This is a genomic window from Embleya sp. NPDC025285 (assembly GCF_055558835.1).
The window spans coordinates 26,089-48,598 of sequence record NZ_JBVHLU010000024.1; the positions used below are offsets into that span (position 1 = coordinate 26,089).

Annotated in this window: 18 protein-coding genes; 5 read left to right on the top strand and 13 right to left on the bottom strand. The window is 70.8% G+C overall.

The window, feature by feature from the left end; translation table 11 throughout:
- Positions 1-53 precede the first annotated feature (53 nt).
- Positions 54-698, top strand: a complete 645-nt coding sequence (locus ACZ4FV_RS18260; protein ID WP_402231905.1) for a phosphatase PAP2 family protein — start codon at positions 54-56, stop codon at positions 696-698.
- On the opposite strand, the gene ACZ4FV_RS18265 is transcribed toward ACZ4FV_RS18260, so the two are convergent.
- Positions 628-1,557: an NAD(P)H-dependent flavin oxidoreductase gene (locus tag ACZ4FV_RS18265; RefSeq protein ID WP_395862103.1), complete on the bottom strand. Its 930-nt coding sequence runs from the start codon at positions 1,555-1,557 to the stop codon at positions 628-630. The genes ACZ4FV_RS18260 and ACZ4FV_RS18265 overlap by 71 nt on opposite strands.
- A gap of 262 nt (positions 1,558-1,819) precedes the next feature.
- Here ACZ4FV_RS18265 and ACZ4FV_RS18270 point away from each other — a divergent pair, with 262 nt between their 5' ends.
- Positions 1,820-3,235, top strand: a complete 1,416-nt coding sequence (locus ACZ4FV_RS18270; RefSeq protein ID WP_395862101.1) for an APC family permease — start codon at positions 1,820-1,822, stop codon at positions 3,233-3,235.
- A 112-nt stretch (positions 3,236-3,347) separates the two neighbouring features.
- On the opposite strand, the gene ACZ4FV_RS18275 is transcribed toward ACZ4FV_RS18270, so the two are convergent.
- The 8 genes from ACZ4FV_RS18275 to ACZ4FV_RS18310 form a co-directional block, all read right to left on the bottom strand.
- On the bottom strand, positions 3,348-4,142 hold the full coding sequence (locus ACZ4FV_RS18275) for a tyrosine-protein phosphatase (RefSeq protein ID WP_465322899.1): 795 nt from the start codon (positions 4,140-4,142) through the stop codon (positions 3,348-3,350).
- Positions 4,143-4,216: 74 nt separating this feature from the next.
- A complete protein-coding gene (locus tag ACZ4FV_RS18280; protein WP_395862098.1) occupies positions 4,217-5,176 on the bottom strand; it encodes a metallophosphoesterase in 960 nt (319 codons plus the stop codon).
- A 187-nt stretch (positions 5,177-5,363) separates the two neighbouring features.
- A complete protein-coding gene (locus tag ACZ4FV_RS18285) occupies positions 5,364-6,866 on the bottom strand; it encodes a CoA-acylating methylmalonate-semialdehyde dehydrogenase (protein WP_395862096.1) in 1,503 nt (500 codons plus the stop codon).
- Positions 6,867-7,272: 406 nt separating this feature from the next.
- Positions 7,273-8,703 (bottom strand): NAD(P)/FAD-dependent oxidoreductase, encoded by a 1,431-nt coding sequence (locus ACZ4FV_RS18290; RefSeq protein WP_395862094.1) that lies wholly within the window; start codon positions 8,701-8,703, stop codon positions 7,273-7,275.
- A gap of 105 nt (positions 8,704-8,808) precedes the next feature.
- On the bottom strand, positions 8,809-9,609 hold the full coding sequence (locus tag ACZ4FV_RS18295) for an ABC transporter permease (RefSeq protein WP_395862093.1): 801 nt from the start codon (positions 9,607-9,609) through the stop codon (positions 8,809-8,811).
- Positions 9,609-10,529: an ABC transporter permease gene (locus ACZ4FV_RS18300; protein WP_465322921.1), complete on the bottom strand. Its 921-nt coding sequence runs from the start codon at positions 10,527-10,529 to the stop codon at positions 9,609-9,611. Before ACZ4FV_RS18300 ends, ACZ4FV_RS18295 begins: the two co-directional genes overlap by 1 nt.
- A gap of 14 nt (positions 10,530-10,543) precedes the next feature.
- A complete protein-coding gene (locus tag ACZ4FV_RS18305; protein WP_395862091.1) occupies positions 10,544-11,695 on the bottom strand; it encodes an ABC transporter ATP-binding protein in 1,152 nt (383 codons plus the stop codon).
- Positions 11,696-11,789: 94 nt separating this feature from the next.
- Positions 11,790-13,292, bottom strand: a complete 1,503-nt coding sequence (locus ACZ4FV_RS18310; protein WP_465322900.1) for a gamma-aminobutyraldehyde dehydrogenase — start codon at positions 13,290-13,292, stop codon at positions 11,790-11,792.
- Between the two features lie 319 nt (positions 13,293-13,611).
- Here ACZ4FV_RS18310 and ACZ4FV_RS18315 point away from each other — a divergent pair, with 319 nt between their 5' ends.
- The gene (locus ACZ4FV_RS18315; protein ID WP_395862087.1) at positions 13,612-15,225 is read left to right on the top strand and encodes a PucR family transcriptional regulator; all 1,614 of its coding nucleotides are present in this window, start codon (positions 13,612-13,614) and stop codon (positions 15,223-15,225) included.
- Between the two features lie 24 nt (positions 15,226-15,249).
- Here the strand turns inward: ACZ4FV_RS18315 and ACZ4FV_RS18320 are convergent, their stop codons facing one another.
- Together ACZ4FV_RS18320 and ACZ4FV_RS18325 are read right to left on the bottom strand one after the other, a co-directional pair.
- Positions 15,250-17,055, bottom strand: a complete 1,806-nt coding sequence (locus ACZ4FV_RS18320) for a serine/threonine-protein kinase (protein WP_465322901.1) — start codon at positions 17,053-17,055, stop codon at positions 15,250-15,252.
- On the bottom strand, positions 17,028-17,666 hold the full coding sequence (locus ACZ4FV_RS18325; protein WP_402231913.1) for a hypothetical protein: 639 nt from the start codon (positions 17,664-17,666) through the stop codon (positions 17,028-17,030). Before ACZ4FV_RS18325 ends, ACZ4FV_RS18320 begins: the two co-directional genes overlap by 28 nt.
- Between ACZ4FV_RS18325 and ACZ4FV_RS18330 the strand changes: the two genes are divergently transcribed.
- A complete protein-coding gene (locus ACZ4FV_RS18330) occupies positions 17,653-18,420 on the top strand; it encodes a hypothetical protein (protein WP_465322902.1) in 768 nt (255 codons plus the stop codon). The genes ACZ4FV_RS18325 and ACZ4FV_RS18330 overlap by 14 nt on opposite strands.
- A 133-nt stretch (positions 18,421-18,553) precedes the next feature.
- Here ACZ4FV_RS18330 and ACZ4FV_RS18335 read toward each other — a convergent pair whose 3' ends face one another.
- Positions 18,554-19,786 (bottom strand): geranylgeranyl reductase family protein, encoded by a 1,233-nt coding sequence (locus tag ACZ4FV_RS18335; RefSeq protein WP_395862079.1) that lies wholly within the window; start codon positions 19,784-19,786, stop codon positions 18,554-18,556.
- A 105-nt stretch (positions 19,787-19,891) separates the two neighbouring features.
- Here ACZ4FV_RS18335 and ACZ4FV_RS18340 point away from each other — a divergent pair, with 105 nt between their 5' ends.
- The gene (locus ACZ4FV_RS18340) at positions 19,892-21,091 is read left to right on the top strand and encodes a cation:proton antiporter (RefSeq protein WP_465322903.1); all 1,200 of its coding nucleotides are present in this window, start codon (positions 19,892-19,894) and stop codon (positions 21,089-21,091) included.
- A gap of 61 nt (positions 21,092-21,152) precedes the next feature.
- On the opposite strand, the gene ACZ4FV_RS18345 is transcribed toward ACZ4FV_RS18340, so the two are convergent.
- The gene (locus ACZ4FV_RS18345; protein ID WP_395862075.1) at positions 21,153-22,370 is read right to left on the bottom strand and encodes a polyamine ABC transporter substrate-binding protein; all 1,218 of its coding nucleotides are present in this window, start codon (positions 22,368-22,370) and stop codon (positions 21,153-21,155) included.
- Positions 22,371-22,510 lie beyond the last annotated feature (140 nt).

Consider the following 22,510-nt stretch of genomic DNA (forward strand, 5'->3'; position numbering starts at 1 on the left):
CACAGTACACGCGTGGCCTCGTAGCGCCGCTGATTCCCGCCATCGTGCTCGTCGTGCTCACCATCCAGGTGGTGGCCGAAAGCGGACCCTCGATCGCGCTCGATCGCACCGTGCGCGACGCGATGCGCGATCTGGCGGGCGCGCGGGGCGCGGCCTGGCTGGACGGCCCGATGCACCTGCTCGCCGATCTCGGCGGACCGCTGCCGGCCGGGATCGTGCTCGCCTGCGCGGCGCTGTTCGCGACCTGGCGGGCGCGCGGCGGGTACCCGCTCGCGATCGCGGCGGGGGCGGTGCTGGTGGTGATGGTCGCGGTGATCGGCGGCAAGGACCTGATCGGTCGGCCCGGGCCCGGCGAATCGCCCGTGCCCGCCGACGAGTGGGGCTTCTTCCCGTCCGGCCATACCGCGACCTCGACGGTCTGCTTCGGGATCGCCGCGCTGCTGCTCGGGCGTGTCGGCTCGGCGCGGGCGGGCCGGTACTGCACATGGGCCGCGGTGCTCGTGTGCGCCGCGATCGGCTTCGCGCTGATGTGGTGCGACTACCACTGGCTCGCCGACGTGCTGGCCTCGTGGGCGCTGTGCGCGATCGTGCTGTGGACGGCGGCTCGGGTGGCCGACGCCGCCGGGCTCAGACCTCGGCCGCCCGCCGGGCCGCCGTCGCCATCGCCTCGTGGAAGCCCGCCATCGTCCGCTCGATGATCGCGGCCACCGTCTCCACCTCGTGCACCAGGCCGACCGACTGACCCGCGGAGGCGAGCGACGCCTCCATGTCGCCGCCGAAGTACAACCGTTGGATCGCGTCGAGCGAACTGCGCGCCGGCCCGCCGGAGGCGGCCAGGGCGCGGGAGAAGTCGGTGCCCAGCACCCGCATGGTCGGGCTGCCCGAGCGGTTGACCACCACGGTCCCGGTCTCGTCCGCGGCTAGCACTGCCTGCTTGTAGTGGGTGTGCACCGGACTCTCGGCCGAGGCCAGGAACCGGGTGCCCATCTGTACCGCCTCGGCGCCCAGCGCGAACGCCGCCGCCATGCCGCGCCCGTCCACGATGCCGCCGGCCGCGACCAGCGGCAGGTCGGTGATCTCCCGGATGCCCTGGAGCAGCACGAGCAGCGACACCTCGGCCGGGTTCTTGAAGCCGCCGCCCTCGGCTCCCTCCACCACCAGTCCGTCCACGCCGGCGTCGACCGCCTTGCGCGCGGCCCGGATCGAGGGCACCACGTGATAGACGATCAGGCCGTGCTCGCGCAGCAGGTCGACGAAGGTCGCCGGGTTGCCCGCCGACGTGGTCACGAAGCGCACGCCCGCGTCGGCCACGTGCCGCACGAGCCGGTCGTCGCGCAGGAACATCAGCGGCAGGTTGACCCCGAACACCAATCCCGAGCCGACCATCGTGTCGATCTCCCGGCGGCAGGCGTCGACCTCGCCGGAGGAGGTCTCCACCATCCCGAGCCCGCCCGCCGCGGACACCGCGGCGGCCAGTGGGGAGCGGGCTATCCAACCCATCGGCGCCTGGATCACGGGGTGCCGGGCGCCGGTGTGCGCGAGTACGCGGTTGACCATGGCCGGAGGCTATCTCGACAGGTGAACGGTGAGAAAACTTTTCCCGCGACGCAATCTGCGGATTACGCGCCATCAGATGCCAGCTTGAAGCGTTATTCGATGAAATCTGGGCGTACAACCTGCGGAATCAGTTGCTAACGGGATCTTGACGGGTGATCAAACGGGCGTTTGTATTACGCCGCACCGTTCGGAAGGTACGAACGGCTCACCATCCGTCCCGGAGGCGATAACCGCACCCCGCTGTCCCGCAGAGGTAGCGCACATGGCTGTTGAAACAACCCCACCGCCGTCCGGGACCCTGACTCCAGTCACCCTCGACGCCGGTGGTACCCCCGCCCCGCTCAAGCGCTCCATCGGAGTCGTCGGCGGCACACTGCTCACCCTCTCCTGTCTGACCCCCGCGTCCTCGCTCTTCGTGATCGTTCCGGACATGTTCGAGACGCTCGGCTCCGGCACCGCGTTGGCCCTGGTCGTGGCCGCCGTCCTGTGCGTCGGCGTCGCGTTCTGTTACTCCGAGCTGGGCACCCTGATCCCCAGCGCCGGCGGCGAGTACGCCATGGTCGGCACCCTGATGGGCCGCTTCATGGGCTGGCTGGTCTTCATCATCGCCACCATCGTGGTGATGATCGTGCCGCCGATCATCGCGCTGGGCACCGCCGATTATCTGACCTCGATCGCGACGATCGACACCCTGTGGGCCGGCGCCGCGGTGATGATCCTGGCCACCATCATGGGTTTGCTCGACCTGCGCGCGAACGCGTGGGTGACCGGCGTGTTCCTGGCCCTGGAGGTGATCGCCGCGGCGATCGTGGCCTTCCTCGGCTTCGCCAACACGCACCAGTCCACCTCGACGCTGATCAAGCCCGAGGTCATCGCGGACACCGCGGGCAACACGACGGATCCGGTGAAGATGGCCGTGCTGATCGCGGGCATGGCCGGCGCGCTGTTCGCCCTCCAGGGCTTCTCCACCGCGGTCTACCTGGCCGAGGAGATGGAGAACCCGCGCCGCACGGTCTCCCGCACGGTGTTGTGGACCCTGGGTCTGGGCGGCGTGATCCTGATCGTGCCGACCATCGCGATCTCGCTGGGCGCACCCGACCAGGCGACCCTGGCGGGCGGCGACATCCTCGGCCTGGTCGAGGGCTGGTCCAACCACGGCATGGCCACCTTCATCGGCCTGTGCATCGCGCTGGCGATCATCAACGCGGGCGTGGTCATGGTGATCCAGAACTCGCGGGTGGTCTACGCCTCGGCCCGCGACCGGGCCTGGCCCGAGCCGATCAACCGGGCCTTCGGCAAGGTGAACCGGTTCGGTTCGCCGTGGGTCTCCACGCTCGTGGTCGGCGTGCCCGGCGCACTCCTGTGCTTCGTACCCACGACGCTCCTCAGTGAGGTCACCGGCGTCGCGGTCGCCGCGCTCTACCTGGTGGTGGCGCTCGCCGTGCTGGTCGCGCGCAAGGGCGCGCACAAGACCACCCAGGCGTGGCGGATGCCGCTGTGGCCCGCGATCCCGGTGCTGCTGATCGCGGCGATGATCTACGTGCTGACCGAACAGCCCACCCGTGCGCTGCTGATCACCGGCGGTGTGCTGGTCCTGGCCGCGCTGTACTGGGTGCTGTACCTGCGGCCGCGCCAGGAGACCCGCTGGAACATCAAGCTGATGGCCGACGACTCCTGACCGTCGCGGGCCTGCGGCGACCGCCGCACGCCGTACCCGCCCGAGGGCGGTGCCTCCTCCTGTGGGCACCGCCCTCGGGCGCGTCCGGACCCGTTTCGGTCCGCCGCCCGGCTCAGTCCTCCAACAGCGCCGACCGCAACCGGTCCAGCCGGTCCGCCTCCAGGCCCAGGCCCCGCTCCAGGTAGGCGTCGAAGCCGCCCCAGTGGGTGTCCATCACCTCCAGCGCGCCGCGCAGGTACTCCTCGCGTACCTCCAGGAACGGCTGGAAGAGTTCGAGCAGGCCGGGCCGCATCGCGAGCTTGTCGCTGTTCGGCTCGTAGCGGTTGCCCGGTTCGTTGCTGACCAGGTAGTTCGCCACCGCGTCGTCGGCGGAGACGCCGACGATCCGCTGCACCAGCGCCGCCGCTATGCCCGCCCGGTCCTTGCCGGCCGAACAGTGCACCACCACCGGCAGACCGTCGGCGTCGATCATCGCGCGCAACATCTCCGCGTGCTTGTCGACCCGGTTCACCACCTGGTCGCGGTAGTCCGCCGCGATCGACTTCTCCGCGCGCCCGTTGCCGAGCCGCTCGCGCAGCACGCTCAGGTCGGCGTTGCGCAGATCGCTCCAGAAGTCCGAGTGCCGGGCCGGGTCGGACATCGGCAGGTTGAGCCATCGCGCGCCGTCCGGCAGCACGTCGGCGCCGTCCAGCTCGATGTCGGCCGGGCTGCGCAGGTCCACCACGAGCCGGATGCCCAGCTCCGCGATCACCGCGCGGTCCGCGTCGGTGGGCTTGGCCAGGTGGCCGCTGCGGAAGTAGCGGCCGGCGCGCACCCGCCGGCCGTCGGCGGTGGGCAGTCCGCCGATGTCGCGGAAGTTGCGGACCCCTTCGAGGGCGAGTCCGGCGTCCGCCTGATGTTGTGTCACGTGTCTCCTCGTGCTGCTCGGGCTCGTACTGCCTCGGCGCGGGTCCCGGGACCCGCCGAACGAATGCGGCGGGTTCAGGCGCCGCGGACCGGACGCGGCTCGCCGAACCGCTCCAGGAACCCCTCGTCGGTCATCTCGCGCATCTCCTCGATGGTCACCACGCCCAGCATGAGATCGGTGAGAAAGCGCGGTGCGGGCTTGGCTCGCATCGCGTCCGTGATCGGACCGGGCGCGGTGTGCGCCCGGGACTCGACCCGCCCGTCGGGGTGCAGCGTGAACGTCCGGTAGCCGGGGCCGTCGAAGTGCCTGCCGGCGTAGTCGATGCTGTACGTCGTCGAGGGCGCCACGAACACCGGGACACCGGCGAACTCGCCCTCCAGGCTGCCGTGCAGGTGGCCGCCGGAGATGGCCCGGATGTGCCCGAAGTCGCCGAGCAGCGCGCCGAGTCGACCGGAGGGGTCCAGGTGCGGGGAGATCTCCGCGAGTGGTGGCTGGTGCACGAACAGCAGGACGTGTTCGGCGTCGGACCCGGCCAGGATCTCCCGGATCCGGGCCGCCTCGGGCGCGCTGAGCTCGGGCCCGTCGGCCCGGGTCATCCGGTCGTCGAGATCGCGGTACACGCCGTCGCCCACGTGTTCGCGGCCGAGCGCGTTGGTGTCCACCATGAGCAGCAGCCACTTCCCGATCCGCACCGCGGGTTCCAGGTGCACACCGGTACGCGGCAGGCCCGCGGTGTAGGCGTCGTGGCTGTCGTGATTGCCCGGCAGGCAGTACACCGGCACCGGGAGCTCCTGCAGCACGTCCCCGAGCCGCCGGTAGGCGCCCGGTTCGCCGGTGTCCGCCAGGTCGCCGGACGCGACCAACACGTCGGCGGCGGAGAGCGCGTCGGCGGCGTGCGCGAGGGCCGCCGCCAATCCGGCGTCCGGGTCGTGCTGCACGAACCCGTGCGTGCCCGGAGCGTCCCGGTAGTGCACGTCGGAGATCTGGATCAATCGGACGGCCGTATCGCCGTCCGGTCTGTCGTCGATGGGCATGCGCCGTTCCCCTGTCGCGTTCGTCGCGGCCGCCGATTGATCATCTGACGACCCGTCACGCATGCTGCCAGGGAAGGCGTACGGAAGAAATGGGCAAGCCCGCCCGGCGCGCGCGGGAACGACGAAGCCCGCCCGACCACGTCATTGGGGTCGGGCGGGCTGCGCGCGAAGTACGGCGCGCGGTATGTCAGTCGTTGGTCGGGAAGCCCAGGTTGATGCCGCCGTGGCTGGGGTCGAGCCAGCGCTGGGTGACGACCTTGCCGCGGGTGAAGAACTGCACGCCGTCGGCGCCGTACGCGTGCAGGTCGCCGAACAGCGAGTTCTTCCAGCCGCCGAACGAGTAGTAGGCGACCGGGACCGGGATCGGCACGTTGATGCCGATCATGCCGACCTCGACCTCGTTCTGGAACCGGCGGGCCGCGCCACCGTCGTTGGTGAAGATCGCGGTGCCGTTGCCGTACGGGTTGGCGTTGATCAGCGCCAGGCCCTCGTCGTAGGACTCGACCCGGACCACCGACAACACCGGGCCGAAGATCTCGTCGGTGTAGATCGACATCCCGGGCGTGACGTTGTCGAACAGGGTCGGGCCGACCCAGTAGCCCTCGGCCGTGTCGGCGCCGTTGATCGGGTGCTCGCGGCCGTCCACCACCAGCGTCGCGCCCTGGTCCTCGCCCGCCTGGACGTACGACAGCACCTTGTCCGCGTGCTGCCGGGTGACCAGCGGGCCCATCTCGGACTGGGCGTCGTTGCCGGCGCCGACCCGGAGCTTGGTCATCCGCTCCTTGATCCGGGCGATCAGCTCGTCGGCGATCGGCTCGACCGCGACCAGGGCGGAGATCGCCATGCAGCGCTCGCCGGCCGCACCGAAACCGGCGTTGACCGCGGCGTCGGCGACCAGGTCCAGGTCGGCGTCCGGGAGCACCAGCATGTGGTTCTTGGCGCCGCCGAGCGCCTGCACCCGCTTGCCGTAGCGGGTGCCGTTCTCATACACGTACTTGGCGATCGGGGTCGAGCCGACGAACGAGACGGACTTGATGTCCGGGTGCTCCAGGATGCGGTCGACCGCGACCTTGTCACCGTGCACGACGTTGAACACGCCCTCGGGCAGCCCGGCCTGCTTCCACAGGTCGGCGAGGAAGTTCGCGGTGGACGGGTCCTTCTCGCTGGGCTTGAGAATCACCGTGTTGCCGGTGGCGATCGCGATCGGGAAGAACCACATCGGGACCATCGCCGGGAAGTTGAACGGCGAGATGATCGCGACCGGGCCGAGCGGCTGGCGGATCGAGTAGACGTCGATGCCGGTCGACGCCTGCTCGGAGTGCCCGCCCTTCTGCAAGTGCGGGATGCCGCAGGCGAGTTCCACGACCTCCTGGCCGCGGGCGATCTCGCCGAGCGCGTCCGAGTGCACCTTGCCGTGCTCGGCCACGATGATCGCGGCGAGCTCGTCCTTCTTGGCGTTGAGCAGCTCGCGGAAGTTGAAGAGCACGGAGGAGCGCTTCGCGAGCGAGGCGTTCTTCCAGCCGGCGAAGGCGCGGACGGCGACCGAGACGGCCTCGTCGACCTCGGCCACGGAGGCGTAGTCGACCGTGCCGGTGACCTTGCCGGTGGCGGGGTTGTGGATGTCGCCCCGACGCTCGGAGGTACCGGTCCACTCCGCGTTGGCAATCCAGTGGGTTACGTGGTTCGTCACGGTCCGACCTTCCGGGGGATGCGGTTCTGGCGAGGGGCCGCACAAGCCCCGTACGGTTTGCCAGTCTGCTGGCCGGAGGGTGTGGGCTCAAGGTTCACAGTGTCGGCGGTTGGGGCGTTCGCCTTACAGACCGTCTTGGTCGGTGTTGAGGGTGCCCACCCGCCCACCCGTTACGTTTCGGGACGACGCTGCGGATTCACCACGCGGGGCGGGCGAACCATGGCCTCGCGGCCCCCGCCGGGGCTCGGGAACGGCGCACCGGAAGCCGGGTGAGGCGCATGCTCACCCGGCTGCCCGACGGCGCGGTCAGCGCCCCCGACTCGATCGCGTGAAGTGATCGACGAGCGCGCGAGGAGAGCGGCCGGAGGCCGCCCGGCGGCACAGCCGCCCCGCGCGCAGCGCGGTTCTAACTGTCGAAGCCCATGCCTACCTTGTCGAGGGCCTTGAGCCACAGGTTGCGCTTGCCGCCGTTCTTGTCGGCGCGGTCCATCGACCACTTGGTCATCGAGACGCCGGCCCACTTGATCGGCTCCGGCGGGAACGGGAGCGGCTTGGTGCGGACCATCTCGAGTTCGGTGCGCTCGGTGGGGCGGCCGTCGAGCCGGTCCAGCATCACCTCGGCGCCGAAGCGGGTGGCACCCACGCCCAGGCCGGTGTAGCCCAGCGCGTACGCGACCTTGCCCTTGTAGGCGGTGCCGAAGAACGCCGAGAAGCGGCTGCAGGTGTCGATCGCACCGCCCCACGTGTGGGTGAAGCGCAGGCCCTCGAGCTGCGGGAACGTCTCGAAGAAGTGCTGGGCGAGCTTCGCGAAGGTCTCCGGCCGCTGGTCCAGGTCCGAGGACAGCTTGGAGCCGTAGTGGTAAATGGCGTCGTAGCCGCCCCACAGGATCCGGTTGTCCGCGCTGAGCCGGTAGTAGTGGAACTGGTTGTTCGTGTCGCCGATGCCCTGCCGGTTGTGCCAGCCGACCGCCGCGAGCTGCTCCTCGGTGAGCGGCTCGGTCATCATCGCGTAGTCGTAGACCGGGACCACGAACGGCCGCAACCGCTTGACCAGCGACGGGAACACGTTGGTGCCCAGCGCCACGTTGCCCGCGAAGATCCGGCCGTACGCGGTCTCGAGCACCATCCCGGAGCCGTGTTCGGCCAGTCCGGTCACCTTGGTGCGCTCGTGGACGCGCACGCCCAGCGACTCGCACGCGGCCTTGAGGCCCCAGGCCAACCGGGCCGGGTCCACCATCGCGCAGCCGGTCTTGTCCCACACGCCCGCGAGATAGGTCGGCGAGGCGACCTCGGCCCGGACCTCGTCGCGGTCCAGGAAGGTCAGTTCGGTGCCGTACCGCTTCGCGAGTTCGATCTCCTCGCGCAGTTCCTCGACCTGGTGCGGCTGCGTCGCGACGTTGAGTTCGCCGGTGCGCTCGAAGGCGCAGTCGATGCCGTAGCGCTCGACCGCCGCCTGGATCTCGTCCAGGTTGTGCTCGCCCAGCCGCTCCAGCCGGGCCAGTTCGTTCGGCCAGCGGTCCAGGCCGTTGTAGAAGCCGTGGGTCAGGCTCGCGGCGCAGAATCCACCGTTGCGACCCGAGGCCGCCCAGCCGATCTCGTGTGCCTCGACCAGCATCACGTCGCGCGAGGGGTTGCGTTCCTTCGCGATCAGCGCGGTCCACAGGCCCGAATAGCCGCCGCCGACGACCACGAGATCGCAGTGCTGGTCGCCGACCAGGGCCGCGCGCGGCTCGGGGCGGTCGGGCCGGTCGAGCCAGAAGGGAGTCGGCGCGGCGTCCGCGAGCGAGCGGACGGCCTCGACCGAGGGGGCAGGATCCGACGTGTTCCGGGGACCCATGGGGTTTCACCACTTTCGCGGGGCCCGCCGGGGTCCCCTTGTCGGACCCCGGCGGTTTCACCGCATAGCTACAGATCTGGGATTGATCATCATGCAACGGACGAACTACGCCCGCTGTTTGGCCCGCCGTGACGCGCGGATCTGTCCGATCATCACGATCAGCACGGCGATCACGAACATCGCCGAGCCGATCACGTTGATCTGCGGCGGGGTGCCGCGCTGGGCGGCGCCGTAGACGAACATCGGGAAGGTGACCGTGTTGCCCGAGGTGAAGTTCGTGATCACGAAGTCGTCGAAGCTCAGCGCGAAGGCGAGCATCGCGCCCGCCCCGATGCCGGGCGCCGCGAGCGGCAGGGTCACCCGCAGGAACACCTGGGTGGGTGACGCGTACAGGTCCTGCGCGGCCTCTTCGAGCTTGGGGTCCATGCCCAGCACGCGGGCCTTGACCGCGACCACCACGAAGCTCAGGCAGAACATGATGTGCGCGATCAGGATGGTGACGAAGCCGGTGTTGATCCGCATGTTCAGGAACAGCGTGCCGAGCGAGGCGCCCATCACCACCTCGGGCATCGACATCGGCAGGAACAGCAGCGTGTTGATCGCGCCGCGGGCGCGGAACCGATAGCGGCCGAGCGCGAACGCGATCGCGGTGCCGAGCACCGTGGCCGCGATCGTGGACAACACCGCGATCTTCATGCTGACCGCGACCGAGTCGCAGATGCCCGCGACCCCGCACGGCTCCTTCCACGCGTCGAGCGTGAAGCCGTTCCAGGTGTAGTTGAAGCGCCCGTTCGGATCGTTGAACGAGAACATCAGCACGACGATGTTGGGCAGCGTCATGTAGCCCAGCGCGAGTAGGCCGAACAGCACGATGACGTTGCGACGCAACCAGTTGACGACGGCCATCAGACCAGGTCCTCCGTCCCCGCCTTGCGGATGTACGCCGTCACCATGAGCACGATCAGCAACATCAGGATGAACGACAGGGCGGCCGCGGTCGGGTAGTCCAGCACCCGCAGGAACTGGGTCTGGATCACGTTGCCCGCCATGCCGGTGTCGGGCGAGCCGAGCCACTGCGCGTTGACGTAGTCGCCGGACGCCGGGATGAAGGTGAGCAGCGTGCCGGAGACCACGCCCGGCAGCGACAGCGGGAAGGTGACCTTGACGAAGGTGGTCTTCGGCGACGCGTACAGGTCGCCCGCGGCCTCGTGCAGCCGCGGATCGATCCGCTCCAGGCACGCGTACAGCGGCAGCACCATGAACGGCAGGAAGTTGTAGGTCAGACCGCAGATCACCGCGAGCGGCGTGGCCAACACCCGGTCGTCCTGGGTGAGTCCGAGGAACGCCGTGACGTTGGTGAAGTGCAGCTTGTTGAGCACGTCCACGACGATCCCGTTGTCCGCGAGGATCGTCTTCCAGGCCAGCGTGCGGACCAGGAAGCTGGTGAAGAACGGCGCGATCACCAGCACCAGCCACATGCCGCGCCACCGGCCGGCCTTGAACGCGATCGCGTAGGCGAGCGGGTAGCCGATCACCAGGCACATCACGGTCGCCGCGGCGGCGTACCCGAACGAGCGCAGGAACTGCGGGTAGTACTGCTCGATCGCGTCCCAGTAGGTGGCCCAGTGCCAGGTGAGGTCGTAGCCCTTGCTCAGGTTGCCGGTCTGCAGCGAGGTCGAGCCCTGCACCACCATCGGGACGGCGAAGAACACCACCAGCCACAGCAGACCGGGAGCGAGCAGCGCGTACGGCACCCATCTGCCGCGCCGTTCGAGCTCCGTGGTCGCCTTGGTGTCCTCCGCACCCCCCGTCGTGCCCGCGCCCAGGGTGCCCAGCGCGCTCACGCGGCGTCCTCGCTCGCCTCGGCGATGCCCGCGGTCAGGTCGCCCGACTCCAGGCCGAAGCCGTGCCCCGGGTTCCAGTGCAGGATCACCGTCGCGCCGGGCACCACACGCGGGTCGCGCTCCATGTTCTGCTCGAACACGGTGAACTCCTGGCCCCAAGGCATGCGCACGACGTACTGCGTGGAGACGCCGATGAACGCGGCGTCCACGATCACGCCGCCGTCGAGGCGATTGCGGCCGTCCGCGATGGTGGCGTCCGCCGCGTAGGTGATGGTGATCTTCTCCGGACGGATGCCCATCACCAGCCGGTCGCCGTCGGCGGACGAACGGGCCGCGGGCAGCACCAGCCGGTTGCCCTGCGCGTCCAACAGCAGATCACCGTCGGCGCGCCCGGTCACCTTGGCCTCGATCAGGTTGGACTGGCCCAGGAAGTTGGCCACGAAGGTGGTGCGCGGCGCCTCGTACAGCTCGACCGGCGAGCCGAGTTGCTCTATTCGGCCGCCGTTCATCACGGCGATCGTGTCGGCCATCGTCATGGCCTCTTCCTGGTCGTGCGTCACGTGCACGAAGGTGATGCCCACGTCGGTCTGGATGCGCTTGAGTTCGAGCTGCATCTGCCGCCGCAGCTTGAGGTCGAGCGCGCCCAGCGGCTCGTCCAGGAGCAGTACCTGCGGCGTGTTGATCAGCGCCCGGGCCACCGCGACCCGCTGCTGCTGACCGCCGGAGAGCTGGGTGGGCTTGCGCTTGGCCAGGTGCCCGAGCTCGACCAGGTCGAGCATGTCCTTGACCGGACCCGCGGTGTCCTTGATGCCGCGCCGCTTGAGCCCGAAGCCGACGTTGTCGGCCACGCTCAGGTGCGGAAACAGCGCGTAGTTCTGGAACACCGTGTTGACGGGGCGCTTGTACGGCGGCAGCGCCGTGACGTCGCGGTCGCCGATGCTGACGCTGCCCGTCGAGGGCTGCTCCAGTCCGGCGATCATCCGCAGCGTCGTGGTCTTGCCGCACCCCGAGGCGCCGAGGAGGGCGAAGAACGATCCCGCCGGGATCGTCAGGTCCATGGGTCGGACGGCCGTGAAGTCGCCGTAGTGCTTGCTCAGACCCGCCAAGGAGACGTCGCCGGAGTCGCCGGCCCGCTGCTGCTCAGTCATGATTCCTCTCGCCGCATCGCGGGCCGGGGCCCGTCCGCCGGCCGCAAGGGCGGTCGAGGGCTCGCGCTCCCGACCGCCCGCTCGATGGGGGTGGTTACCGATTTCCGAAGATCGTCCGGTGCCAGTCCTTGCGGGCGATTCCCGTGCCGTCGTACATGACGTGCTTGACCTGGGTGTACTCGTCGAAGGAGTACTGCGACATGTCCTTGCCGAAGCCGGACGCCTTGTAGCCGCCGTGCGGCATGTCGCTGATGATCGGGATGTGGTCGTTGACCCACACGCAGCCGGCCTGGATCTCCCGGGTCGCGCGCAGCGAGCGGAAGATGTCCCGCGTCCACGCGGAGGCGGCCAGGCCGTACGGGGTGTCGTTGGCGAGTCGGATGCCCTCCTCGTCGCTGTCGAACGGCAGCACGACCAGGACCGGGCCGAAGATCTCGTCCTGCACGATCTCGCTGTCCTGGGCCACGTCGGTGACCAGCGTCGGACGATAGAACGCGCCCTTGGCCAACTCGCCGCCGGGGATCTCGCCGCCGGTCACGATCGTCGCGCCGTAGCCGCGGGCACGCTCGACGAAGCCGGCCACCGACTCCTGCTGACGCCGCGAGACGAGCGGGCCGAGGTCTGTCGAGGGGTCCATCGTGTCGCCGAGCCGCACCCCGTCGTACAACTCCGCGACGCCCGCGACGAAAGCGTCGTAGAGCGGGCGCTGCACGTAGGCGCGGGTCGCGGCGGTGCAGTCCTGGCCCGAGTTGATCAGCGACGCGGCGACCGCGCCGTTGATCGCGGCGTCGAGGTCGGCGTCGTCGAAGACCACGAACGGGGCCTTGCCGCCGAGTTCCAGGTGCAGCCGCTTGACGGTCTGCAGCGCGACCTCGCCGACTCGCTTGCCGACGCCGGTGGAGCCGGTGAACGAGATCATCGACACGTCCGCGTGGCCCATCAGGTACTCGCCGACGGTCCGGCCCTTGCCGGTGATCACGTTGACCACGCCGTCGGGGATGCCCGCGTCGGAGCACGCCCGCGCGAACATCAGCGAGGTCAGCGGCGTGATCTCGGCGGGCTTGAGCACGATGGTGTTGCCCGCGGCGATCGCCGGGAGGATCTTCCAGGCGGCCATCTGGAGGGGGTAGTTCCACGGCGCGATCGAGCCGACCACGCCGATCGCCTCGCGGCGCACCATCGACGTGGAGCCGGCCGAGTACTCGCCGGCCGCCTTGCCCTCCAGGTTGCGCGCCGCGCCCGCGAAGAACGCGGTGTTGTCGATCGTGCCCGGCACGTCGAACTCGGTGCTGAGCCGGATCGGCTTGCCCGCCTGCGCGCTCTCGACGCGGGCGAAGTCCTCGGCACGCTCCTCCAGCAGCACCGACAGCCGGTTCAACGCGGTCGCCCGCTCGCCCGGGGTGGCCCGCGACCACTGCGGGAAGGCGCCCTTGGCGGCGGCTACCGCCGCGTCCACGTCCGAGGGGTCCGCCAGCGTGAGGGTCTCGACCGTCTCGCCGGTCGCCGGATTCGTGACGTCGAAGGTCTCTCCTGACGAGCCCTGCCGCAGTTGTCCCCCGACGTACTGATGACCTTTGCCGAAGTCCTGCACAGGCATGGGAGCCCTCCAAGGGGGTTTTCGATGAGCCGACGGGCGCCGCGGGTGGCGGTTATGCGCGTGAGCCGCGTCAGCGTAGGACGATGCCGTTTCGACACGGGGTGCCGCAACAGGCACATCGACAGGTACGAGGACGTGGGCTTTACAGGTCGTGAATCGTCGCGATCGACCCCGGGGTCGGGGGTCGAACCGCTCGACGACCTGTCACCATGGAAGTATCGCCGGCCGAGCCGTTTACAGATTGCTCGCCGATGCCCGCTTCCCTCGGGAACCAACCGCCGTCGCGGTCGGGCCGAAGTCAGCTCGCGGAGGTTTTCGGATGTTCCCCACGGTCGCCGACGTACTGGCCCTCGATATCGTCCGGCGCGGCCGCCCGCAGGTGGTCGCGGGTGAACGCGGCCTGGCCCGGCCGGTGCGCTGGGTGCACATCAGCGAGCTGCCGGACGTGACCCGGCTGCTCAAGGGTGGCGAGCTGGTGATGGCCACCGGCATCGCGCTCCCCGAGGAGCGCGAGGGCCTGCAACGCTACATCCGCGATCTCGCCGACGTGGACGCGGCCGGTCTCGTGGTCGAGCTGGGCCGGCGCTACACCGACCAGTTGCCGCGCGCGCTGGTCGCCGCAGCCGAGCAGGTCGGCCTCCCGGTGATCACGCTGCGCAACGAGACCCGGTTCATCGGCATCACCGAGGCCGTACACGGGCTGATCATCGACGCCCAGCTCGCCGAACTCCAGGCGTCCGAGGCGGTGCACCAGGCGTTCAACGAACTCGCGGTCGAGGGCGCCGAACCCGCCGAGATCGTCCGGCAGGCGTCCCGGATGGCCGGGCGCCCGGTGATCCTGGAGAACCTCGCCCACCAGGTGCTCGCCTACGACGCGCCCGGGGTGGTCGCCGAAACCCTCCTGGAGAACTGGGAGGACCGCTCGCGGCAACTGCGCATGTCCGCCCGGACCGCCTTCGACGAACGCACCGGGTGGCTGGTGACCACGGTCGGCGCGCGCGGCCACGACTGGGGCCGGCTGGTGCTGGTCGGCGACGGCACGCCACCGCTCGCGCAGCAGAGCATGCTGCTGGAGCGGGCCGCCTCCACCCTCGCGCTGAACCGCCTGGTGGTGCGCGACCGGGAGAGCCTGGAGCGGCAGACCCACCGCACGCTGCTGTCCGGCATCCTGACCCACTCCTACACGGTGGCCGAGGTGACTCTGCGGGCCCGCGCGCTCGGTGTGCCGCTGGAGGGGCGGCGGCTGGTCGGCGTGGTGTTGCGGCTGCGGCGCAGTGTGACCCCGGCCGCGCTGGAATCGCAGGCGCGGCTGCGCGACTTCACCGAGATCGCCGCCGCGGCGGTCCGCGAGCGCCGACTGGCGGCGCTGGTCGGCGGCCTGGACGACGACAACGTCGGGCTGCTGGTGGCGCTCGCGTCGCAGGACACCGAGGACGGCGCGCTGGAGGGCTTCTCCGCGGCGATCCGCCGGCTCGCCCCGGACCTCGCGGACGACATCGTGGTCGCGGTCGGCTCCTCGGTGGGCGCGGTGCGCGACGCGCGCCGCTCGCTCCTGGAGGCCACCCAGGTCGCGGACGCCGCGCTGCACCAGGGCGGCAAGGCCGCCTTCTACCGGCTGCCCGACGTACGGCTGCGCGGACTGCTGCACCTGCTGCGCGACGACGCGCGGCTGCAGACCTACGTCGAGCGCGAACTCGGGCCGCTGCTCGCCTACGACGCCCAGCAGGGCACCCAGTTGATCGCGATGCTCCAGGTCTATCTGGACCACGGCCGGAACAAGTCCGCGGCGGCCGACGCCGCGCACCTGTCCCGGCCCTCCTTCTACGAGCGCCTGCACCGGATCGAACGAATCCTGGGCGTCGACCTGGACCAGGTGGAGAGCTGCCTGTCGCTGCACGTGGCGCTGCTGGGTCTGGAGGCGCTGCGCCGGTGAGCGCGGCGCCCGTGGGATCGGCGCTCAGGCTCCGGGGCGGGCGCCCGCGAGGGTGAAGTCGGTCACCGCGAGCGCGTGCAGTGCCGCGTCGCGCGTCCACAACTGCTCGGTGCTGAAGACGTCGACCTCGATGTAGATGCCATTGACGATCACCGCCGCCAACATCGCGTGCCGGGAAATACCGGACTCGGTCCAGGTGTATTCCCAGACCACACCCTTGGCACCGTGAATGGCGCGTTCCTCGAAGACCACTTTCCGATAGTCGCGAAAAACCTTGGGCGCGTTCTGTTCGTCGTCGCGCCACTGCTCCAACAAATCCGTGGTCTGTTGGAACGCGGTACGCCCGGTCAACACGCTCGCGCCGGCCGGGTCCGAGTAGATCACGCTCTGGTTCTGCTCCTTTCGGTTCCAGCCCTGCGGGACCTGCCACGCGAAGGTGTTCTCGTCCGCCTTGCGCACCGGGATCGGCGCGGTCCCCGGGGTCGCGCCCGGGTACGGCGCGAGGCCCGCGACCGGGTTCGTCGAGGGCCGGCCGTTCGTCCCGGAGGCGGTCGACGGCCCCTCGCTGCCGCTCGCGCCACCCCTGTTCGTCCCGCCATCGCCGTCGGCGAGCAGCAGCGCCGCGACGATGGCGCCGGCCACCAGGAGTGTGACGACGGGCATCAGCACGGCCAGGAAGCGGCGGCGCGAGCGGGGTGGCCGGCGGGTGCGGCCCGGCAGCGGGAAGGTCGGCGAGTGGGCTCCGCCGGGCGGCGTGCTCGGCCGCTGCCCCGGCGGCGGCGCGGCGGGCACACGCGGGAACGGGTCGAGCGGGGTGCCGTCGTCGGGAGCGATCCGGGCGGGCGGGACCAGGTCGCGCAGCGGTGGTTGCGGATGCGTGGTCGGCACCAGCGTCGCGTCGTCGTCCGCCTCGACCGGGGCACGCTCGTTCGTGCCGTACTCGACCGGCCCCCGCTCGGCCGGCCCGCGATCGAGCGCCCGGCCGAGTGCGGTGGGCGGGATCGGTTGGGTCGACCCGCCCGCGTGCCGGCGCCCCTCGGCGGCGAGCAGCGCGCTCAGCCTGGCCTCCACCTCCGCCGAGTCCGGGCGCTGGGCCGGGTCGCGCCGGAACAGGTCGCGCACGAGCGGTCCCAGCGGACCGATCTCCTCGGGCACCTCGGGCTCGGCGATCACGATCGCGTGCATCGTGGCCACCGGCGTGGAGCGCCGGAACGGCGACGCGCCGGTGACCGCCGCGCACAGCGTGACGCCCAGCGACCACAGGTCGGAGGCGGGTCCGGGGTGTTCGCTCTCGATCCGCTCGGGCGCCATGAACTCGGGCGAGCCCAGGATCGCACCGGTCCCGGTCAGCCCGCTGACCCCCTCCAGCGCGGCGATGCCGAAGTCGGTCAGCACGGCGTGGCCGTCCCGCTCGAGCAGCACGTTGCCCGGCTTGACATCGCGGTGGATGACGCCGTGCGCGTGCACGACGCCGAGCGCGCGGGCGATCTGCACGGCCATCGCCGCGGCGGCGTGCGGGGTGAGCGGCCCGTCCTCCTCCAGGATCGTGTCCAGCGAGCGGGCGTCGAGCAGCTCCATCACGATCCACAACCGGTCGTCGTCCTCGACGTAGTCGTAGACCCGCACCACGTTGGGGTGATTGATCCGCGCGGTCGCCTGCGCCTCCCGCAGGCTGCGTTCCCGGAAGGACTGGGACGCGCTGCGCCCCCATCCGGTGCTGATCACCTTCGCCGCCACCGGTCGGTCGAGCAGGCGGTCCCGGGCCCGCCACACGGTGCCCATCCCGCCGCTGCCGAGCACGTTCACCAGCTCGTACCGGGCTCCGACCACAAAGCCCGCCCCACCGTCTCCAGGCCCGCCCGGCATCGGCTTTCCCCCAGGTCCCGCCGCTTCTCAAGATCAGACCATTGCCGCTTTCGTGGGATTACCTCAAAAAGGCCCTGCGAAAGCTTAGGACGGACATGGTAGAACGAATCGTCACACATAGCGGGAGGGGGATACCGCATGTTCACTCCGAAAAAACTTCGATCAGAAAACGTCAAGCGCGCGGCGTTGATAATTTCTGTTCCGGTCGGAATAGGAATGATTCTGAACGCCGGTCTGGCCGTCGCGGATATCGAGGGGAACGGTCCCGTCCATCGGTACGGCGGTGGGCACACCCCGACGGGCGAGGTCACCACGAAGCCGCCCGCGACCACACGACCACCGGTCACCACCAAGCCGCCCACCTCACAACGGCCGAGCAGCACGCCGCCGCCCACGACGAACAAGCCCACGACCACCAGGCCGTCGACCACCAAGCCCTCGACCACCGAACCGGGGACGACGCCACCACCGACCACACCGCGGCCGAGCACCACCCCGCCCACCACCGCGCCGTCCGGCTCCGCGTCGCCGACCGTGCCGCCCACGGCCGAGCCGTTCGCGGTGACCACGTCCACCCAGATCACCTTCGACGCCAACGGCCGGGGCTCGATCGCGTTCACCGTCACCAACGCCACCGACCGGGCCCAGCCCGCCCGCGACGTGTACGCCCGCACCACCGGCGCGCTCCGGATCCTCTCGGTGTCCGGATGTTCGACCGCGCCCGCGCTCAAGTCCCCGGGACCGGCCTGGACCACCACGTTCAAGTGCGCACCGGGCGCGCTCGGGCCGCACGAGACCAAGCGGTGGTCGGCGGCCGTGGAATACCTGCCGGCCGTGCGGCAACCGCGCGCGGCGCGCGCCGAGGTGCGACTCCCGCTCGCGCCGGAGGCGGACATCTCCACGTTCTGCGTGCTCGTGGTGCCCGAGGGTGCGACGGACACGTCCGTGGTGCTGGGCCGGGCCGGACCGTTGACCCTGGTCAACCGGGCCAACAACAACGACCCGTCGTTCATCGGGTACACGGTGAACACCGCGAATCCGGGCGTACCCGGCACCACCACCGGTGGCGGGACCACCGCTGGTGGCACGACTGGTGGCGGGACCACCGGCGGTGGCGCGACCGGTGGTGCGAGCACGGGCGGAACCACCGGCGGCACCGAAGCGCCCCCGCCGCCGAGCACCCTGCCCAAGACCGGCCCCGGCGACGACACCGTGTCACTGGCCGGCGGCGCGCTCGGCCTGATGCTGGTGGGCAACGCGCTGTTCCAGGGCACGCGCCTGCGCCGGGTCCGTTCCGCCGAGGGCGAGGACGAGGCGGACCGGGACTGATCGCACCCCGACCACACCCGGCGCGCGCCCGCCCCGGACCGTGCGCTCGGCCGAGCATGAACCCGGCCGAGCGGGCGCGCGCGGCGAACCGGACGGCCCCGACCCGTGCACAACGGGCCGGGGCCGCCCGACGTCAGTGCCCGGTGAGCGCCAGCACCCGTCGCGCGGCGGGCCGCTCCAGCAGATCGGCGAACGTGGTCCGCCCCTGCACCACCTTGCGGAACACCCGCCATCCCTGCGGCAGCGTGGTCACCGCGTGGTGCAACATCCCGGGATGCCGCTCGAAGACGCCGAGCAGGAGCCGTCCGGCGCGCATCTCACGACCCAGCACGGCGTCGATGTCCGCGTGGTAGTCGGCACCGATCTTGTCCACCTCGGCGTCGCCGGCCACTGCGGCCATCAGCGCGGCCCGCTCCCCCGCCAGCCGGCCGGAGCGCAGCGCGTACGAGATGCCCTCGCGCGTCCACGGTTCCAGCAGCCCGGCGGCGTCCCCGGCGACCAGCACCCGCCCGCGCGAAAGCGGCGCGCTCTCCTTGCGACAGCGGGTCAGGTGGCCCGACTCGACGGCGGGCCGGAACCCGGCCAGGCCGAGCCGACCGACGAAGTCGCGCAGGTAGGCGCGGGTGGCCTCGCCCTCGCCCCGGGCGCAGATCACGCCCACGGTCAACGTGTCCCCCTTGGGGAAGACCCACCCGTACGAGCCCGGCAGCGGGCCCCAGTCGAGCAGGATCCGGCCGCGCCAGTGCGCGGCGACCTCCGGCGGTACCGGGATCTCCGCCTCCAGGCCCAGATCGACCTGCTCGAAGGTGACCCCGACGTAGGCCGAGCTGCGCCCGGCACTGCCGTCCGCACCGACCACCGCGTGCGCGCGCAGCACCTCGCCGCCGGCCAGGGTCAGCGTCACCCGGCCGTCCCGCTCGGCGATCCGGGAGACCGCGACGCCCTCGCGCAGGACCGCGCCCTCGGCCACCGCCGCGCGGGTCAGCGCCTCGTCGAAGCGGGCCCGGTCGACCAGGCCGATCAGCGTGGTCCGGGCCGAGCGCACCCGCCGGCGGCGCCCGCGCAGGGTGAACTCGACCTCGTGCACCAGGTCCTCGACCGGCGGCTCGAACCCGGGCGGGAGGGAGTTCTTGGAGGGGCCGATGATGCCGCCGCCGCAGGTCTTGTAGCGCGGCAGTTCGGCCCGGTCCAGGATCAGCGTCCGTCGGCCCGCGCGGGCCGCGGCCAGCGCCGCCGACGCCCCGGCGGGACCCGCTCCGATCACCACGACATCCCAGCTCACAGGCTCGGCACCGGGGTCGGTGCTGGGGTCGGCGGGCAGTTCGACGGCGGGCACGGAGACGGCCTCGGGGGAGCTGCTAGTCATGGATATCGACCCTAGTGCGTCCGTCCGGGCGGCTCTCGACGGGAGGTCGGCCGACGGCCTGCGCGTCTGCCCGGATCACCCCCGAACGCGAACTATGCTCCGCCGGTGTCCCACGACAGCGCGCCCTTCCTGATCGTCTTGACCCTGGCATTCGTCGCGCCACTGACCGCGGACCTGCTCGGCCGGTGGATTCCGGTGCCCACGGTCGTGCTGGAACTGCTGTTCGGAGTCGTGGTCGGGCCGTCGGTGCTGGACTGGGTGCGGGAGACGACCGTGTTGACCTTCACGGCCAACTTCGGGCTCGCGTTCCTGATGTTCCTGGCCGGCTTCGAGATCGACCCGGCCCGGCTCAGCGGCCGACCGCTGCGGCGGGCCACGTGGGGCTGGGCACTGTCCCTGGTGGTCGGCCTGCTGCTCGGCCTGTTGCTGGTGCGGTCGGACTCGGCCACCACGAGCCTGGTGATCGGACTCGCGCTGACCACCACCGCGCTGGGCACGCTGCTGCCGATCCTGCGCGACGCGGGCGCGCTGCCCACCCGGTTCGGCGCGCAGGTGATGGCGATCGGCACGCTCGGCGAGTTCGGCCCGATCGTGGCCGTCTCGCTGCTCCTGAGCGGGCGCAGCGCGGGTGCCTCGGCGGTCGCGCTGGTGTGCTTCGCCGCGTTGACGGTGGTCGCGTTCGCGTTCGCGCGCCGTCCGCTGCCCGGCCCACTTGACCGGGTGGTCCGGGCGACGCTGCACTCCAGCGGTCAACTCGCCATCCGGCTGTCGGTGCTCGTGCTCGCGCTGTTGGTCTGGGCCGCGGACGAACTCGGCCTGGACGCCCTGCTCGGCGCGTTCGCGGCCGGTCTGGTCATCCGGCTGCTGCTGTCGGACATGCCCGCGGCATCGCGCGAGACGGTCGCGGGCAAGCTGGACGCGATCGGCTTCGGGTTGTTCGTCCCGGTCTTCTTCGTGGTCAGCGGCGTGCGCTTCGAAGGCCGCGCGCTGTTCGCCGACTTCGGCACGGTCGCCATGCTGCCGATGTTCCTGGCGCTGCTCCTGGTGGCGCGCGGCCTGCCGACGTACCTGATGGAGCGCGGCTCACCGTCGGCCGTACGCCTGGGCCTGGCCCTGTTCGCCTCGGCCGGCCTTCCGCTGATCGTGGTCATCACCGGCATCGGTGTGGAGGAGGGCCGACTGCGCGCGGGCACCGCCGCGGCGATGGTCGGTGCCGGGATGATCTCCGTGCTGGTGTTCCCGCTGCTCGGGATGCGCGCCTACCGCGGCGCCGTCGCCGCCGACCCGACCCTCGCCGAGCGCTGACCCCGCGACCCACCGACCGGCCGGCCACCGGCCCGCGGCACCTCGGCCGCCGACCGCCGGGTCACAGGCCGATGATGTTCCCCCACGCCTTCTCCCAGCGCCGTTCCTCGTCCTCGGTGGTCTCCCGCATGCCGTGCAGCTTCGCGGTCATCTCGGCGTCCGGGAAGATCAGCGGGTTGCTCGCCGACTCGCGCATCTCCGGGTCCGAGGACTCGGCCAGCACCTGCTGCGCGGCCGGCACCGGACACACGTACGCCACGTAGTTCGCCAGCTCGGCCGCGACCTCCGGGTCGTAGTAGAAGTCCATCAGCTTCTCGGCGTTGGTCTTGTGCGCGGCCTTGTTCGGCACCATCAGGTTCTCCGACCACAGCTCGGCGCCCTCCTCGGGCACCACGAACTCGATGTCGGGGTTGTCCAGCTTGAGCTGGCCGACGTCGCCGGAGTACGCCTGGCAGGCCAGGATGTCGCCGCCGGCCAGGCCCGAGGTGTAGTCGTTGCCGGTGAAGCTGCGGATGTGGTCCTTGTCCACCAGCTTCTGCATGCGCTCCATCACCTTGTCCACATCCGCGTCGGTGAAGGTCCTGATGTCCGTGCCCTCACCCAGCATCAGCAGCGCGACGGCCTCCATGAAGCCCGCGAACACGGTGACCCGGCCCTTGAGTTCGGGGCGCCACAGGTCGTTGACCGAGCGGATCTCGCGGTCCACCAGCTTCTTGTTGTACGCGATGCCGGTCATCCCGCTCTGCCACGGCACGGTGTACTCGCGCTTGGGGTCGTAGCCCGGGCTGCGCAGCGATTCGGCGAGGTGGGCGTCCACCTGCGGCAGGTTGGCCTTGTTCAGCTTCTGCACCCAGCCGAGCCGGACGAAGCGGGTGCACATCCAGTCCGAGATGACGATCGCGTCGCGCCCCGGCTCCTTGCCCGCCTGGATGGCCGGGTGGATCTTGCCGAAGAACTCGTCGTTGTCGTTGATCTCCTCCGAGTAGCGGACCTTGATCCCGGTCTTCTCGGTGAAGGCGTCGAGCGTGGGGTGCTTCTGCTCGTCGTTCTCGTCGATGTCGATGTACAGGGCCCAGTTGGAGAAGCGCACCACCTTCTCCTGCTCCGACCGGTCCCGGCCGGCGCGCTTGCTCTCCTGGACGTACGCGGACGGCACGCCGCACGCGGCCAGGGTGCCGACGGCCGCGGCCGCGCCGGCGCCGCGCAGGAACATCCGCCGGTCCACCCGGTGACCGGCGATCCGCAGCGGGGACTGGGCGCGAGTGCGGGCGCGGGTCATCGGCGACTCCTTGGCGAATGCGGGGGTGGGACCTGCTCCGTGGGCGGGGGACCGCGCTGTGCGTACAGATGGCCCACCGCATCGTGGCGGTGACCCGCCCCCGACGGCAACACGCACCCTGTCAACCCTCGCGAAGCGGA

Excerpts from the sequence above, each read along its gene's own strand:
- ACZ4FV_RS18265 (WP_395862103.1), bottom strand. The coding sequence starts at position 1,557 with ATGGTCAACCGCGTACTCGCGCACACCGGCGCCCGGCACCCCGTGATC.
- ACZ4FV_RS18270 (WP_395862101.1), top strand. The coding sequence starts at position 1,820 with ATGGCTGTTGAAACAACCCCACCGCCGTCCGGGACCCTGACTCCAGTC.
- ACZ4FV_RS18280 (WP_395862098.1), bottom strand. The coding sequence starts at position 5,176 with ATGCCCATCGACGACAGACCGGACGGCGATACGGCCGTCCGATTGATC.
- ACZ4FV_RS18290 (WP_395862094.1), bottom strand. The coding sequence starts at position 8,703 with ATGGGTCCCCGGAACACGTCGGATCCTGCCCCCTCGGTCGAGGCCGTC.
- ACZ4FV_RS18295 (WP_395862093.1), bottom strand. The coding sequence starts at position 9,609 with ATGGCCGTCGTCAACTGGTTGCGTCGCAACGTCATCGTGCTGTTCGGC.
- ACZ4FV_RS18305 (WP_395862091.1), bottom strand. The coding sequence starts at position 11,695 with ATGACTGAGCAGCAGCGGGCCGGCGACTCCGGCGACGTCTCCTTGGCG.
- ACZ4FV_RS18310 (WP_465322900.1), bottom strand. The coding sequence starts at position 13,292 with ATGCCTGTGCAGGACTTCGGCAAAGGTCATCAGTACGTCGGGGGACAA.
- ACZ4FV_RS18315 (WP_395862087.1), top strand. The coding sequence starts at position 13,612 with ATGTTCCCCACGGTCGCCGACGTACTGGCCCTCGATATCGTCCGGCGC.
- ACZ4FV_RS18335 (WP_395862079.1), bottom strand. The coding sequence starts at position 19,786 with ATGACTAGCAGCTCCCCCGAGGCCGTCTCCGTGCCCGCCGTCGAACTG.
- ACZ4FV_RS18345 (WP_395862075.1), bottom strand. The coding sequence starts at position 22,370 with ATGACCCGCGCCCGCACTCGCGCCCAGTCCCCGCTGCGGATCGCCGGT.